Source organism: Nocardia sp. BSTN01 (assembly GCF_015354405.1).
Taxonomy (GTDB): Bacteria; Actinomycetota; Actinomycetes; order Mycobacteriales; family Mycobacteriaceae; genus Nocardia.
Genome location: NZ_JADKYP010000050.1, coordinates 1 through 14,790 on the forward strand (window position 1 = coordinate 1; position 14,790 = coordinate 14,790).

General features: G+C 66.6%; 16 protein-coding genes. 9 read left to right on the top strand and 7 right to left on the bottom strand.

Annotation, left to right across the window (positions count from 1 at the left end; genetic code table 11):
- Positions 1–38: 38 nt before the first annotated feature.
- The gene (locus IRT45_RS37875) at positions 39–1,217 is read right to left on the bottom strand and encodes an NAD(P)/FAD-dependent oxidoreductase (protein WP_194808918.1); all 1,179 of its coding nucleotides are present in this window, start codon (positions 1,215–1,217) and stop codon (positions 39–41) included.
- Positions 1,218–1,702: 485 nt separating this feature from the next.
- Between IRT45_RS37875 and IRT45_RS28445 the strand changes: the two genes are divergently transcribed.
- Positions 1,703–2,020, top strand: a complete 318-nt coding sequence (locus IRT45_RS28445) for a hypothetical protein (protein ID WP_194808919.1) — start codon at positions 1,703–1,705, stop codon at positions 2,018–2,020.
- Between the two features lie 365 nt (positions 2,021–2,385).
- Complete coding sequence (locus IRT45_RS28450) at positions 2,386–2,859, top strand: hypothetical protein (RefSeq protein ID WP_194808920.1); 474 nt, start codon at positions 2,386–2,388, stop codon at positions 2,857–2,859.
- A 15-nt stretch (positions 2,860–2,874) separates the two neighbouring features.
- Here IRT45_RS28450 and IRT45_RS28455 read toward each other — a convergent pair whose 3' ends face one another.
- On the bottom strand, positions 2,875–3,552 hold the full coding sequence (locus IRT45_RS28455) for an amidase family protein (protein ID WP_228535354.1): 678 nt from the start codon (positions 3,550–3,552) through the stop codon (positions 2,875–2,877).
- A 20-nt stretch (positions 3,553–3,572) separates the two neighbouring features.
- On the opposite strand from IRT45_RS28455, the gene IRT45_RS37880 reads away from it, so the two are divergent.
- The 3 genes from IRT45_RS37880 to IRT45_RS28460 all read left to right on the top strand — a co-directional run bounded on the left by IRT45_RS37880 (position 3,573) and on the right by IRT45_RS28460 (position 5,695).
- Complete coding sequence (locus IRT45_RS37880) at positions 3,573–3,821, top strand: LuxR C-terminal-related transcriptional regulator (protein WP_309241192.1); 249 nt, start codon at positions 3,573–3,575, stop codon at positions 3,819–3,821.
- Positions 3,822–5,146: 1,325 nt separating this feature from the next.
- The gene (locus IRT45_RS37585) at positions 5,147–5,275 is read left to right on the top strand and encodes a hypothetical protein (RefSeq protein ID WP_255535620.1); all 129 of its coding nucleotides are present in this window, start codon (positions 5,147–5,149) and stop codon (positions 5,273–5,275) included.
- 129 nt (positions 5,276–5,404) lie between these two features.
- The gene (locus IRT45_RS28460) at positions 5,405–5,695 is read left to right on the top strand and encodes an esterase-like activity of phytase family protein (protein ID WP_194808921.1); all 291 of its coding nucleotides are present in this window, start codon (positions 5,405–5,407) and stop codon (positions 5,693–5,695) included.
- A gap of 149 nt (positions 5,696–5,844) precedes the next feature.
- Here the strand turns inward: IRT45_RS28460 and IRT45_RS28465 are convergent, their stop codons facing one another.
- The gene (locus IRT45_RS28465) at positions 5,845–6,594 is read right to left on the bottom strand and encodes an OB-fold domain-containing protein (protein WP_194808922.1); all 750 of its coding nucleotides are present in this window, start codon (positions 6,592–6,594) and stop codon (positions 5,845–5,847) included.
- A 236-nt stretch (positions 6,595–6,830) separates the two neighbouring features.
- Here IRT45_RS28465 and IRT45_RS28470 point away from each other — a divergent pair, with 236 nt between their 5' ends.
- Positions 6,831–10,115 (top strand): protein kinase, encoded by a 3,285-nt coding sequence (locus IRT45_RS28470; protein ID WP_194808962.1) that lies wholly within the window; start codon positions 6,831–6,833, stop codon positions 10,113–10,115.
- Positions 10,116–10,168: 53 nt separating this feature from the next.
- Here the strand turns inward: IRT45_RS28470 and IRT45_RS28475 are convergent, their stop codons facing one another.
- Positions 10,169–10,759 (bottom strand): TetR-like C-terminal domain-containing protein, encoded by a 591-nt coding sequence (locus IRT45_RS28475; RefSeq protein WP_194808923.1) that lies wholly within the window; start codon positions 10,757–10,759, stop codon positions 10,169–10,171.
- 64 nt (positions 10,760–10,823) lie between these two features.
- Here IRT45_RS28475 and IRT45_RS28480 point away from each other — a divergent pair, with 64 nt between their 5' ends.
- A complete protein-coding gene (locus IRT45_RS28480; protein WP_194808924.1) occupies positions 10,824–11,360 on the top strand; it encodes a glutathione peroxidase in 537 nt (178 codons plus the stop codon).
- Positions 11,361–11,628: 268 nt separating this feature from the next.
- Here IRT45_RS28480 and IRT45_RS28485 read toward each other — a convergent pair whose 3' ends face one another.
- Together IRT45_RS28485 and IRT45_RS37590 are read right to left on the bottom strand one after the other, a co-directional pair.
- Positions 11,629–12,195 (bottom strand): hypothetical protein, encoded by a 567-nt coding sequence (locus tag IRT45_RS28485; RefSeq protein ID WP_194808925.1) that lies wholly within the window; start codon positions 12,193–12,195, stop codon positions 11,629–11,631.
- Positions 12,192–12,323: a hypothetical protein gene (locus IRT45_RS37590; RefSeq protein WP_255535624.1), complete on the bottom strand. Its 132-nt coding sequence runs from the start codon at positions 12,321–12,323 to the stop codon at positions 12,192–12,194. The genes IRT45_RS28485 and IRT45_RS37590 overlap by 4 nt, the downstream gene beginning before the upstream one ends.
- Before the next feature lie 46 nt (positions 12,324–12,369).
- Here IRT45_RS37590 and IRT45_RS28490 point away from each other — a divergent pair, with 46 nt between their 5' ends.
- Positions 12,370–12,660, top strand: a complete 291-nt coding sequence (locus IRT45_RS28490; RefSeq protein WP_194808926.1) for a DUF427 domain-containing protein — start codon at positions 12,370–12,372, stop codon at positions 12,658–12,660.
- A 121-nt stretch (positions 12,661–12,781) separates the two neighbouring features.
- Here IRT45_RS28490 and IRT45_RS28495 read toward each other — a convergent pair whose 3' ends face one another.
- Entirely contained in the window at positions 12,782–13,573 is a 792-nt protein-coding gene (locus IRT45_RS28495; protein ID WP_194808927.1) for an alpha/beta fold hydrolase, read from the bottom strand.
- 313 nt (positions 13,574–13,886) lie between these two features.
- Here IRT45_RS28495 and IRT45_RS28500 point away from each other — a divergent pair, with 313 nt between their 5' ends.
- Positions 13,887–14,747, top strand: a complete 861-nt coding sequence (locus IRT45_RS28500; protein WP_194808928.1) for a family 43 glycosylhydrolase — start codon at positions 13,887–13,889, stop codon at positions 14,745–14,747.
- Positions 14,748–14,790: the final 43 nt, after the last annotated feature.

Here is a 14,790-nt window from a genome sequence, read left to right on the forward strand (position 1 = left end):
CACAATTTTTTGCCGCATCGCCTCCACTGCCGGTTGGGTCAGTGTTGGCCGACGCGTGCGCGGCCGACTCGTTGTGAGGCGGTGACCAGGGGTTGGGCGTAGGCGAGCATGCGTCGTTGGTAGTCGGTGACGGCGTCGTTGAGGCGCCGGCCGGTGGTGCGGGCGGTGGCGATGGCGGTGGTGAGTTCGCCGGCGTCGCGCAGGGCGGTGTTGGCGCCCATGGCCAGGACCGGGCTCATGGCGTGTATCGCGTCGCCGAGCAGGGTGACCGCGCTGCCGGACCACGGCTGTACCGGTGCGGCGGTGGAGATGCGCAGTGGGAACAGGGTGGTGGTGTCCCAGTGGTCCAGGATGCGGTACAGGTCGGGATGCCAGCTGTCGCCGATCAACCGGCGTGCGAGTTCGGCCAGCGCTCGGCTGTCGAGCCGGCGCAGTTCGGGGAACGGGGGCATCGCGGGATGGTCGATGCGGGCGCCGACCATCGTGGCCAGGTAGTCGGCGACCGGGGTGGGGCGGTCGGTGATAGCGGTGGTGCGGGAGTGGTCGAACAGGACCGGACCGAGGCCGATGTGGGTGCGCTCGGGTCCGGTGGCGACGGTAAACATGGTCTCGAATACCCAGTCGGGCAACAGGTTTCGGTCGGGCAGTGGGACGAGGCCGTAGATCAGGCGCAGTCCGGCGTCGTCGACGCGGGCATGGGGCAGCAGCGCCGCGCGCACAGCCGAGCCGACACCGTCGGCGCCGACGAGCAGGTCGGCGGTGTCGGTATGGCCGTCGGAGAATCGGACGGTGATTCTGCCGTCACCGTGTTCGTCGAAACCGGTGCATTCGCGGCCGAAATCGACTGCGGCGGGCAGGGTCGACAGCAGAATCTCACGCAGGGTGGCGCGGTGGAACGGGTACGCCTGGGTCTGCCGGTTGTAGGCCGCGGGTGCGCCCGCCTGTTCGGTGATGGGGCGTAGCCGGTGGTCGAGTACCCGCGGGGGCGCCAGAGGCGTGCCGGCGGTGGCCAGGCACAACTGCAGCACTTCCGGGGGCAGGCACTGACGGAGACCGATCAGGCCGGGGGGATCGAGCTGGATCCGGTAGCCCTGAGGGCGGGCGGTCGGTGACGGATCCCGTTCGTACACGGCAACTTCGGCGCCCAGCCGCGCCAGGCCGTGTGCGCAGGCCAGGCCACTGAGACCGGCACCGATGATGACAACACGAAAATTCACGGTTCACTGCCTTCGTCAAAGGTACGAAGGAAACACCGGAACCCATGGGTTGCACACGCGGGGAACGCGTGCTGCCGGGAACACCATCCTCGGCAGATTTTTCGTGTGTCCTACAACAACGACTGCGACCGTACCGCACAACCGGACGCTCCGGGAAATACCGTCCTCGTCCGCACGGTGGTAACTGGCGGCGGCGGTATGTAGCGAGGGAGGACCCGGCGGCTCGGACCGCCGGGGCCCTGTTGTCGACCGTAGAAGAAGGGCCTCGATCGTGTGGCCGAAACGGGGAGTTGTGTCGCCGGACCGTCACTGCAGGACCAGTCGTTGGCCGAGTCTCCGGCCGGCCCGTGGTGGTGAGGTTTCGCATCATTCAGCAGTACTCGAGCTACTGAGCAGCCACTGGAAGGGGCAGTGCGCGGGTGAATGTGAGTAACATCCGCGAATATTCAGCGATCTTCAAGGCAACAACGTCAGGGAGAGTCGACATGAAATCTGTGAAGCGATTGGCTGCGGGTGCCGTCATTGTTACTGCGACTGCTGCTGCCGCGCTGGCCGGTAGCGGTGTGGCCCAGGCTGATGTCCCGGTGTGGCAGGCCAACTGTCACGTCTACAACATATTCAACACCGGCGGTATGTCCAATTGCGAGTTGCCGACCTGGCAGCAAGTGAAACTGACGTGCGTCGCGTGGCCCGTTCCCTTCACCTATTGGAAGTACGGCCCGGTCCAATACGGGCAAAATCAGTCGTGGGCCAGTTGCGACTCGCCGGGTGCGCTGGTGCGCGTCGAGGTCATCCAGGCCTGAAAGCCGAAAGCGGCCGGGGCTTTTCGTAGTCTGCGTCTGTGGGGAGGACGTGTATGTCCGGTCGATGGTCTGTCTGACCAATGACAGCGTGCGCAGTCGTGCCGTCGCCGGACCGCCGCGATGTGGTGTCGGTGGAGGAGTTGATGCAGAGGCTCGCGCGGCCTACCCACGATGCTCGTCTACGAATGACCGCCGATCGGGGTCGCGCGAGTGGAGGCGGTCTGCCGGGATCGATCCGGCAACAACCCATCTCGGAGTGGACCGGTGAGGCACCTCGATCGTCGCTGGAACCGGTGACGAACACTGTCTCTCCAGCTCTCGCCACCGCGAGGTAGTCTCACCTGAAACGATGAGGGGGCGGTGGTGTGAGAGATTCGCAGGCCAATCCGGAGTCGTTCGGGCCACATGGTGCGACCGCCGTCACCGCAGCCGTCACAGCGCTGATCGCAGGACTGCTCAGCGGCATCGCCGGAATCCTGTGGCTTCTCTACGTGGTCGTCGGAATCGAGGATCAGGCCCGCGAATCACCAACCGAGATCAGCCGATTCTCGGACCTGATCGCCATGGGCATCGTCGCACCTGTCATCGGGCTGGCCTGGCTTGTCGGAGGATTCCTCCTGCTGATGTACATGAAGACGGGCCGCGTCCTGTTGATCCTCGCATCAGGAGTGGCGCTGGTCGCGAGCGTGGTGCAACTCGTCAACAGAGGCTTCGCCGTCTTGTACATTCCTCTCGCTGTGAGCCTGCTGATCCTCAGCCTGTGTGTGGTTCCGGCAACCGGTCGCTGGATCGGGTCCGAGCGATTGGAGCCGAATCCCGGTGTGGAACATGACGTATGACCCGCACGGTGATCCCTACCGCCCGGCGTGCACGGCCGGACGGCGGTCCGCCCACGGCATGGCGCGCTCGAGATCCCCGGCGAGCGCCAGCAGCGTGGCCTCGTCGCCGTGGCGTCCGGCGAACTGGATGCCGATGGGCAGCCCCGCCGCGGATTCGGCCGGCGGCAGGGAGATAGCGGGCATACCGGTGACGTTGAACAGCGCGGTGAAGCTGCCGTAGTCGAAGATCCGGTCGTACCACTCGCGGGCGCTCAGCGAGGCGTCGTCGGCGTCGAGGTGACCCAGCGGGATCGGTGGCGTGCTGGTCGTGGGCGTCAGCAGCACGTCGTAGCGGGTCAGGAAGCCCGCGACCGCGCGGGTGGTCTGGTTGAACACCCGGTCGGCGGCGTAGATGTCGAAGGCGGACAGTGTCTTTCCGTATTCGACGCACGCCAGGGTGGTCGCCTCCAGGTGCTCCCGGCTAGCCTGCACGCCCAGCTGCGCCGAGGCGCCCAGGACGGCGTCGGCGAGGAAACTGCACCACGCGTCGAGGTTGGCCTTGTCGAAGGCCGCCACATCGAGCTCGGGCGCGGCCTCCTCGACGATGTGCCCCATCTCGGCCAACCGCTCGGCCATGTGGTTCACCGCGGCCACGCACTCCGGGTCGACGGCGCGAACGGTGTCCATCGGGGTCGCGGTGACGGCGATCCGCAGGGTCGGGAACCGGCGGCGGCGTGCTCGGCGTAGCTGGGCACCGGGCCGGGCAGCAGGTAGCGGTCGCCGGGCTCGGCGCCGTGCACCGCGTCGAGCAGCCGCGCGGTGTCGCGCACGGTGCGGGTGACGGCGAGATCGCCCGCACCCTGCGGATCGGCGCGTCCACGGTCGCCACCCACGTGGAGGCGATCCTGCGCCGCAGGGGGCCGTCCAACCGGACCGCCGCGGCCGTCTACGCGACGCGCATCGGGCTGTGCCGGTCCGCGTGACGTCAACAGGCAAGTTTCCGCCTGCAGCGGTTGTAAGCGAATCCAATCGTTCGCGCTGCATCGAAATCTCGTCGAACCGCGGATTTTTTGCCCGATGAAACTGGGCTGAACGGGTTGAACGAGTAACTGCCCCAGCGTATTTGGGTATCGACCATATGGATCCGGCGCTACTGATGACCGGCCGGTTTGTCCGGTGAAGCGGCGTGACCAGTGGGTTGATCGCTATCGGTGAGTTGTCGCCGGTTGCTGTTTGTCAGCCTGCGACGTCCTGCCTGCTCACGAAACCGATGACGTGGCGAAATTTCCGCATCACAGGTTTGCTTGACTGCAGTGGAATCGGGCACCAGGCTTGAACGCAGAGTATATAATCCAGCGCTCTACTCGAGGAGACGATGGAGCTATGTCCAGCGAACATCTGTCCGAAGAGCCTCAATCGCAGCGAGGAGCCGAAGGCTCGCGAGACACCGGGTCGAATACAGCGGGCGGCGGCCCGACCGATCGCCCGGCCGGCACATTCGACCAGGAAGAAGTTACTTCAGCCCGGGATCAGAACCAATCCGAAGACGACGTCGCCACGACCGGGACGCTTCCACCCGCCGACGTCGAATCGGCCGTGCCGCCCTACGAAGGCCGGCGAACAAGCGCGGACGAGGTAGGCGGCACCACGGGAGAAGAGGGCGGCGCCAGAACAGCGGGCGCGACACATCCGGTGACCGATTCGGAATTCAAGTCTCCGCCCCCTGGCCAGACTCCCGGCGGGACCACCGCCTCCCCGGCCGAAGAGCAACCCGCGTCACAGGCGCCCGAAACCGAGGCCACCGACGAAGGAGCCGAGGGAGGGCATCACGGTGGCGTGCGCAGAGCCGAGGACCAGCCTCGGGAATCGCGGCCGCAGTAATCGCACTACGGCGAGTGCGCGAGACGACGACCCGACCGTGGCGAGCCGCTGAGTTCGGGTGAGTCGATGTAACAGGTGATGCGGGCGACGACGCGCTCCGCGCTGCCGGAACCTTGTCCGAAGCGCTGGAGACGATCGAACAGGCGCGTGGGAATCTGTATGCGTTTCACGTCTGACCGGTCGGGCCGGTCTGCTGTTGGACAGCGTTGCCGATCAGCTCGTCGTCGCGGGCCGCCCGCAGTTGGCCGAGCGAGTGCGAAGCGAGTTGATCGGTCGCAACGTCTTGCACCCACGGGCGGCCGGACCACACCGCGCGACCGTGACCGAAACGACGCGAACGCCAACTGCGGCTGCCGGGACATGTCACGCCGGCAGAGCGGAGTCAGGATGCTGAAAAAGGCCCGGTAGGGAGCGGAATGGTCCTGGCGTGAGAACAGCCTGGGACGATGCCGAGGCGTCGCCGATCAACACGTTCGGTACCGAGAGCCCTGGCGCGACGAAGCGACTCGGCGCGGGCGAATCCCGGAGAGGCACCCCGGCACTGTCCGGTGAGTGAGATGCGGTGCGGCCGTTGTCTGTTGCTCCGCTGATGCTGGCGACCGATACCCCTTCCGAGTGAGAGGTCGCCGGTTCGATGGCCTTGTTGCGGTCCGTGAGTGCTGTGTTGATGACGGACGGTGTTGCCGTGGTTTCGTTGCCGTCGTCGGTAGCGGGCACGGCGCGCGCCGATAACGCGCCGCTGGCGGTGCGTTATGTGAATTCGGTGATCGTGTCCGACGAGACGATGTTCGGTGGGCAGAAAGTCGGCGGGCTGTCGGGGATCGATTACGACAGCGCGAAGAAGTCCTCTGTGGCGATCAGCGACAATCGCGGGGAAGAAGGGCCGGTACGGGCCTACACCCTGCAACTGCCGATCGATGCGACCGGCAGGGTGGGGCAACCGCAGTTCGAGTTGCTGTCGGTCACCGGCCACTGAGCGGTGCGCCGCACGCACACGCCGGGCTCGTACCGATCAGGACAGTGCCGTGGCGCTCGTGTCCCAAATGTTCTCTCTCGACGTGAGTGGGTGGACGGCACTGCGTAGCCGCCGTGCCACCCACCGGCATATTCGATCGAAACCGGTTGCTACTGCGCCTCCTGCGGGTGATGTCCCACCTGCCATGCTCGGGTCAGAGCTTCGTGCAGGAGCTGCTTGCGGTGACGCACCACGACGCTGTCCGTCCGTCGCGGGCGTAGGGCTTCGGTCACCAGATGGAGAAATCTGCGCCGGTCGGTGCCGAATGCCACGAGCAACTCGTCCGCGCTGGAGCCGCCGAACGGCGCCCATCGAACGGCGAAGGCGACCAGTGTCTTCTCCGCAGGATCGAGCAGGCCCGCCCGCACCATGAGATCGCATTGGCGCAGCGCCGACCGCACCCAGGAAGCATCGCACTCTGTGGGAGGGTCGTCCCGATCGCTCGGCGGTACCGGCGATCGACGCACCCGGTGGGCGGGCGCGGCATCGATCGCGAAGACCGGGAAGCGGTCGTACTTCGGGCGAGCCTCGAAGCGCACCCGCACCGGGACGTCGGAGTACGGCGGGAGATCGCCTTCGACCGTGGCGTAGATGCGTGGTCCCTCGTCGAGTTCGACGATGGCGATCGTCAACGGGACGACCTCGGAATGTGGTCCGCCCATGCTCCGGTGCACGAGGCGGTAGGAGACGAGCGAGCCTCGGCCGGACGATGCCGTCCACTCCAGATTTCCGGTGCGGCACGTCGCGCATTCCGCGGTCGTCGGCGCGTGCAGACCATCGCACTGCCTACAGCGTCGGACCATCAGAGAGTTGCCGGACCGGGACTGGTGGTCGCCCGGTGTCTGTGTGTGCTGGACCATCGCAAACCTCGAAGGTGATATCGGATCCCGGTACTCACAGCTTCGTTCCGGAATCGGCGTCGGGCGACGGCGGAACTACCCGGGAGATACCTATTTGTCGCCTACCTACCGGCCTCCGCAGCGGGATGGCGGGAAGCGTGGGTCCGGTGGCTTTGCCGGGGATACGCTGGGGTGTCGGAAGGTGAGCGCATGGTGCCCGGTATACGTGCCCGTGCCCGGTGGTTCGCGAGCGACTGATGGTCGACGAGGATCCGCTGCGGACCAGCCGCGACGTGAACATCTCCGTGGCGGTGGAATTGAGCGCGTCCGGTTTCGAGGATGCCGAGGAGATCGGGCACGGGGGCTTCGGTGTGGTGTATCGCTGCACGCAGCCGGCGTTGGATCGCACGGTCGCGGTGAAGGTGCTGACCGCGGAGTTGGACGCCGATAATCAGGCTCGGTTCTTCCGCGAGCAGAAGGCGATGGGCCGGTTGACCGGACATCCGAATATCGTCACGGTGTTGCACGTGGGCGTGACCGCCGGTGGGCGTCCCTATCTGGTGATGCCGTATCACTCGCGGGATTCACTGGATGCGTGGATCCGCCGGGACGGTCCGGTGCCGGTCGAGACGGTGCTGTGGGTGGGGGTGAAGATCGCGGGTGCGCTGGAGACCGCGCATGGGGTGGGGATCCTGCATCGGGATGTGAAGCCGGGCAATATTCTGCTGAGCGAGTACGGGGAGCCGGCGTTGACCGACTTCGGAATAGCCCGGATCGCCGGGGGCTTCCACACTGCCACCGGGGTGGTGACCGCGTCGCCGGCCTTCACCGCGCCGGAGGTGCTCGCGGGGGAGGCGGCGACCTCGGCCGCGGATGTGTACGGGCTGGGTGCGACCCTGTTCGCGGCGTTGACGGGGCATGCCGCGTTCGAGCGGCGCAGTGGTGAGCAGGTCGTCGCCCAGTTCTTGCGGATCACCAGTGCGCCGCTGCCGGATCTGCGGGAAGGTGGCATTCCCGCGGACGTCGCGGCGGTGGTGGAGTCGGCGATGAATCGGGATCGGCAGGCGCGCCCCACCGCCGCGGAGCTGGGTGAGGCGCTGCGCGAGGTGCAGCGCCGTCACGGATACCGGGTCGGTGAGATGGCGCTGCGGGGACAGCCCGCCGCCACGCCAGTGCGCGGCGACGAGACGTCGCCTTACACTGAATCCGTTCCGCCGCAATCGTTTCCAGCATCCCGAACTGCCGAGCTACCACTCGAGCTGACCAGTTTCATCGACCGGCGGGCGGAGACGGCCGAGATCAAGAGCTTGCTGGCGGCGGTGCGGCTGGTGACGCTGACCGGAGTCGGCGGTGTCGGCAAGACACGGCTGGCGTTGCGTGCGCCGTCGACCGTACGCACCGATTTCGCCGATGGCGTATGGCTGATCGAACTCGCCGACGTGACCGACCCGGCACTGCTGATCGATGTGGTGGCGAGCGCACTCGGCTTGCGCGACGATTCGCCGTTGCCGATGCGCGAGGCACTGCTGGGCTTTCTGCGTTCGCGGCATGCGCTGCTGGTGCTGGACAACGGCGAACAGGTCGTGGACGCTCTGGCGGACCTGGTGGAAACGCTGTTGCTGGCCTGTGCGGACCTGCGGATTCTGGTGACCACCCGGGAGCCGCTGGATATCGCCGGAGAAGCCGTGCTGCGGGTGTCGCCGTTGACCGTCCCGAGCCACGACGACCGGCCCACACTGCGGGGACTGCCGCGATACGACGCGGTGGCGTTGTTCGCCGAGCGCGCCGCGGCGGTGGTGCCCGGATTCGAGGTGACCGAGAAGAATATGTCCGCCGTGGCGGGGATCTGCGCCCGCTTGGAGGGCCTGCCACTGGCGATCGAACTCGCTGCCGCCCGCATTCGCACGATGTCGCCCGAGCAGATCCTGGCTCGGTTGACCGACCGCTACGCACTGCTCACTCGTGGCAGCCGCACCGCGCCGCAGCGCCAGCAGACGCTGCGGTGGTGCATCGATTGGAGCTACCGATTGTGCACACCGGCCGAGCAGCGGCTGTGGGGCCGATTATCGGTATTCGCAGGCGGTTTCGAGATGGATGCGGTCGAGCAGGTCTGCGCCGGGGCGGGGCAGGGGAGTCTGCTGGACGAGTTGTCGTCGTTGGTGGACAAGTCGATCGTGATCCGGGAGGAGTTCGAGGGCGCTGTCCGGTTCCGGATGTTCGAGACCGTGCGCGACTATGGGCGTGAGCAGTTGCGGGAGGCCGGCGAGGAGACCACGGTGCGTGCGCGCCACCGCGATTGGTGCCGGCAGTTGACGGTGGACGCCGAAGCCGGGTGGATCAGCGAGCGGCAACCCGACTGGCTGGCGCGACTCGAACGCGAGCAACTGAACCTGCGCGAAGCGCTCGAGTTCTGCCTGTCCGACGACACCGCGGAATCGGGTGAGGCGGGACTGCGCACGGTGACCGCGCTGTGGCTGTTCTGGAGCTTTCGCGGTATGTACGGCGAGGGTCGGCGCTGGATCGACCGAGTTCTCGCCCACCCCGCCGCCCACGATTTACCCGCCCGGATCCGGGCACTGCACGTCGGCGCCGTGATGGCCGCCGAGCAACAGGATTTTCCGGCCGCGGAATCGCTGCTTGCTCAGGTCCGCGAACTCGCCGAGCGCGACCCGACTCCGCTGCACGATGGACTCGTCGCCTCCGCGGACGGCATTCTTGCGCTGTATCGAGGCGATCCCGCCCGCGCGGTCGCCTGTCTCGACGATGCGGTCGGGGTGGTCGCCTCGGATCCCGGCGGACATCTGCACATCGCGGCGTTGATGACGCTCGGCTGGGCACTGGCGGCGCAGGGCGATACCCGGCGGGCGATCGAGAATTACGAACGAGTCCTGGCGATCACCGAGGCGAGCGGCGAATCGCTGTTCCGGTCGAGCGCGTTGTGGGGGCTGGGAATCTACGCCTGGCAGCAGGGCGAACCTTCGCGCGCACGCGAGCTGCTGGGCCGATCGCTGCGGGTGAATCGACGGGTCCGCAGCCCTCTCGTCGCGGTGCTCGATCTCGAGGGATTGGCCTGGATCATCGCCGACGAGGACAGCGAGCGGGCGGCGGTACTGATGGGCGCCGCGGAAAGCCTGTTGCGGTCCGGTTCCGGTTTCTCGATCTTCTCCCCACAGCTGTCGCGGTCGCATGAGGAATGCGACCGCATCGTGCGCCAGTCGCTCGGCGGTCGGCGGTTCGATGCGGCGTTCCGGCGCGGGCGGGCGATGACGATGAACGCCGCGGTGGCCTACGCTCTCGGCAAGCAGCCGAGCGAGACGCCGCCCACCGCCGCCGGGCAGGTCCAGCTCACCAAGCGCGAGCGGCAGGTCGCGGAGCTGGTCGCGCGAGGACTCACCAACAAGCAGATCGCCGCGAATCTGGTGATCGCCCAGCGCACCGCCCAAGGCCACGTCGAACATATCCTGACCAAACTCGGGTTCACGTCCCGCGCCCAGATAGCGGCCTGGATGGTGGACCGGGCCCATCGGCAGAGCCGTGGGTGAGGGCGGAGCGCCGAATCACCTTGGCGCACAGTTCGTTGCGCGGCTGTTCGGTGTCAGTGTCCGCGCGGGGTCAGGCCGTTCAGCAGGAGGCGGATCAATTCCTCGCGTCGGTCGGCGGGCAGGACATTGCCGGGGTGTGTGGAGGCCCGGAACACGATGGCGCCGGTGATGGTGTCGGCCACGGTGCCAGGGTCGATGTCCGCGTCTATCTCGCCGCGGGTGACGGCGTCGTGTAGCGCGTCCTCGATCGCCGCCAGGCAGCGGTCGATCGAGTCGCGCTTGAAGACGGCGTACATGTCCGGGTAGTCGGCGATTTCCGCCGCGCAACGCTGCAGGATGCTCAGTCGCGGCTCGACGAATACGGCGGCGATCCGGTCGAGCAGGATGGTCAGATCATCGGCGATCGATCCGGTGTGCGGTGGAACCAATCCGGCGGCGAGAGTGGACATTCCGGCCAGGATGAGGTCTTCGCGGCGGGGCCAGCGCGCGTAGATGCTGCGCTTGGCGGCGCGGGCGCGGGCAGCGACAGAGGTGATGCTGAACTCGGCGATGCCCTTCTCCGCCAGTTCCTCGACCGCGGCGTCGAGGACGCGGTGGTCGACGGTGTCGTCGCGAGGTCGTCCACGTGGCCGGGGCGAGGTCATCCCGGCAGCATATATGGCACCGGACCCGTTGCATAAATAGGTGAACTGAAATACGCTCGGCCCTATGACAATTCACGATTTCTCCGTCACCACCGCCGACGGGGAAGACCGTTCGCTGGCGGACTACGCGGGCCGCGTGGTGCTGATCGTCAACGTGGCCAGCAAATGCGGCTTCACACCCCAGTACGAAGGTCTCGAGGCGCTGTACGAGAAGAACCGGGACCGTGGGCTGGAAATTCTCGGATTCCCGTGCAACCAGTTCGGCGATCAGGAACCGGGCGCGGACGCCGAAATCCAGGAGTTCTGCTCCACGAATTACGGTGTCACCTTCCCGGTTTACGGCAAGATCGAGGTCAACGGGCCCGGCGCCGATCCGCTGTACACCTATTTGCGCGCGGAGGCGCCCGGAGATTTCGGGCCCTCCGCCGGACCGCTCTACGACCACGTCAAGGCCACGCGTCCGGAAGCCATCGGCACCGATGAGGTGAAGTGGAATTTCACGAAATTCCTCATCGGCCGCGACGGCAAGGTGATCCGCCGCTTCGAGTCGACCGTGACCCCCGAGCAGATCGAAACCGAGATCGCCGGCCTGCTGGACTGATGTGGTGCCTGCGGGCTGTTCCGAGCGGCGCCCGGGCACCGGAGCAGCGGTGGCTCGAGAAGCTCTTTTCACCGAAACAAGTGACGCGCACCCTCGTTGTCGAGAGTGCGCGTCACTGCGTTCATCTATTCACCGCGTGTGCGCACCGGCAACATTTCCGGAATTCGTTTCAGTAGTTGGAGTTGGCGGCGCGGTCGCGTCGAGGAAGGGGTATCAGGACGGCCGGGGCATGTCGCCCGACCGTGACCGAACCGCCTCGGCGGCGTTCTCACGACATGAGTCTCAGCAGGCCCAGTTGTGGTTCCAGTGCGCCGTCCTGGCCGAGAGCGCGGAAATCGGCCGCCACGGCCCCGAGTTCGAGACGGCCCGCGCGCACCGCGCGGTAACGCAGGAACGACCAGACGAAGACGTCGAGATTGTCGAAGCGGGTGCCGCCCTCGAGAACCTCCTCCTCGTGAAACCACAGTGCCACTTGACCATTGGTGAGCACACAGAACAGGTTTCCGCCACCGTCGGCACCCACGGAGAAGACGTCGGCGTCGGTGAGTTCGGTGGTGTAGTCCGCGTCGAGGATGCCGCACTCGTTGCCGGCGAAGTCGAAGCCGTAGGACCAGTCGAAGATGTCGAGAAACTGCGGCATCACCCCCGAACGCACCCGGGCGTCCAGCGCGGCGAGTGCGGCCGCGTCCGCCGGGGCCAGCCGGGTGAGAAACGGTGTCGCCGAACGGGTCTGCTCGGGCACGACCACGGGTTCGGCGTCGGGAAACCAGCGGCCCAGATCGGCGTCGAGACCACTGTCGACGTAGCCGATCACATCGGCGGGGGAAAGCGTCACCAGGCGATGGTAAAGTGCGTCAACAGAATTGGCCATGTCGGCCGCCGCCCTGTGGACGAGTCCGCGCCGCCGGTGGACGTGCAGTCGTCGTTCGTCGGCAGCGTGGTCGTGCCGTCGGCATCGGTCACCTCTTCTCCGCTGGGACCCGCTCGCAGGCCGGGGCAGAATAGGAGCATGGCAAAGGCAACGGTCAACGGTGTCACCATCGCGGAGTCCGACCACTACGAAACGGTGGAGGGCAATATCTACTTCCCGCTGGAATCGATAAAGAAGGAGTACTTCACGCCCACCCAGACGCACACCATCTGCCCGTGGAAGGGGCGTGCGAGCTACTACACCGTGGATGTCGGTGACGGAAACCCTCTCGTTGACGCCGCATGGTATTACCCCGACGCGAAACGGGCAGCGGCCAACATCGAAGGCCACGTCGCGTTCTACAAGAACAAGGTCTCCATCCACGAATGACTCCGGCGCCCACCTGACGACAGAGCCCGGCGAACTGATCGATCCGGAATCGCCAGTCGCGTAGGGCCCTGTCACCAGGCGACGCGATGCCCGCAACGCTTCGGATTACCGGATGTCGAAATCAGCTCGGCAGCGATTGTGAGAGGAACTCGAGCAGATGCGGTTCCACGGCGTCCGCATCGGTGAGCGAAAGGAAGTGCGCGCCGCCGTCGATGATCACCGGCGGTGCGGCGTTCGGCAGTGCCGCGGCCAACTCGTAGGCCCGCTCGATCGGATAGGCGGCGTCTGCAGAACCGTGCAGGACCAAGGCGGGGCAGTCGATCGCGGATGCCCGGTCGAGGATGCTGTCCCGCTCGACCAGTGGGGTCAGGACGCGGTCGATGTGCTCTCCGGAAAGCGTGCGCCACTTGGCCTGCCACTCGGTTGCGTCGTGCCGGCCCAGGCAGATGGCGGCGTTCATGTCGAGCAGATCCTGCGTCGGACCGAGTTCCCGCCATGCGGTAGCCGCCTGCCGGTAGGCGTCGGCGACCTGCGGGTCCTCCGCGGCGCCCGACGTTCCGAGCAACACCAGCGCGGCCACCCGGTCAGGTGCCAGGAGGGCCATGCGCAGGCCGATGAATCCACCCTGACTCGTGCCCACTACCGCGCACCGGGCCACCCCGAGGTGGTCGAGCAATCCGAGTGCGTCGCGGGCCACATCCCAATAGGTGAAGGAGCCGCCGGCAGGCGTTTCGCCGTGGCCGCGTTCGTCCATGGCGATCAACCGGTAGGTCTGGCCGAGCGAACGCACTTGCGGGGCGAACATGTCCGCGTCCATGAGGTAGCTGTGCAACAGCAGTACAGCCGGGCCGGAACCGCCGTGGTCGATGTAACTGACGACTTGGCCGCTGTCGAGCGTCATCACTGTCCGCATGCGGCGCAGTCTATGCGGAAGCGGCGATACCGAGATTGTCCCCACCGATGGGGAATGTGTCGCCGAGTTCGCCTGCTCGCGGCGTCGTCTACCGTGTCATCGGATGCCCGATACGGATCCGGCCTACGCGGTGTGACGCCTGCCCGGATGGATCTCGTATCGGCCGGGTCCGCAGTAGGTGTCCCCGGCAGCTTCACACCCGGTACGGCGAACGCGACTGAGGAGAGCGGTGGCAGATGACCGAGCCCGTGATCGAACGTCGAAAAGGACCCCCACCGACCGGCCTGATCCTCGTGGACGATCGGCACGCCACATGGTGAGCGTCCGAGCCGGGCACTTCCACCCGATCTACGACCCGAGCGCCGGCGAGCCGCAGCCGTGGTACATCAACGACCACACCATCATTCGCGACGAATCCGGCCGCTGGCACCTGTTCGGCATCACCCATCCCGAACCCGCCGATCCGTTCGACGAGATCGAATTCGCCCACGCCAGCGCCGACGGCTTGCACGGCCCGTGGACCAAACACCCTTCCGCGCTGACCGTGGACCGCGATTACGGCGAGACGCACCTGTGGGCGCCATACGTGATCCGCGCCGACGGTCGCTATCACATGTTCTACGCGGGCGGCGGCGACGACCGCACGGCGGCGGCGATCTGCGTGGCCACCTCCGACGACCTGTTCGAGTGGACCCGCGAGCCGGCCGGGCCGGTGTTTCGCGACGGGTACGACGCCCGCGATCCCATGGTCGCGCGGATCGACGGCCGCTGGGTGATGTACTACGCCGCGACAAGCTCGCCGACCGGTGGCAACTATGTGGTCGCGTACCGGACGAGTACCGATCTGCGCACGTGGAGTGAGCGGCAGATCGCGTTCACCGACCCGACCTCGGGCACCGAGGCCGGCAATACCGAATCGCCATTCGTCTTGTCCGACAACGGTTCCTGGTATCTGTTGATCGGTCCGCGGCCCGATTACGTCGGAACCGACGTGTTCCGCAGCGACACCCCCTACCACTTTCGGATCGACGACCGTGTCGGACACATCGCCGCCCATGCCGCAGAGCTGGTCGACGACGGCGAGCTGTGGATCACCAGTTGCGGCTGGGGGCAGGGCGGAGTGTCGCTCGCATCCCTCGAGATCGGGAGAACTGCACCGGAAACCGCGCCCTGAGTGATATCTCTAGGCGAGTAGTCCGACCGTTCGTCTCTTGGAG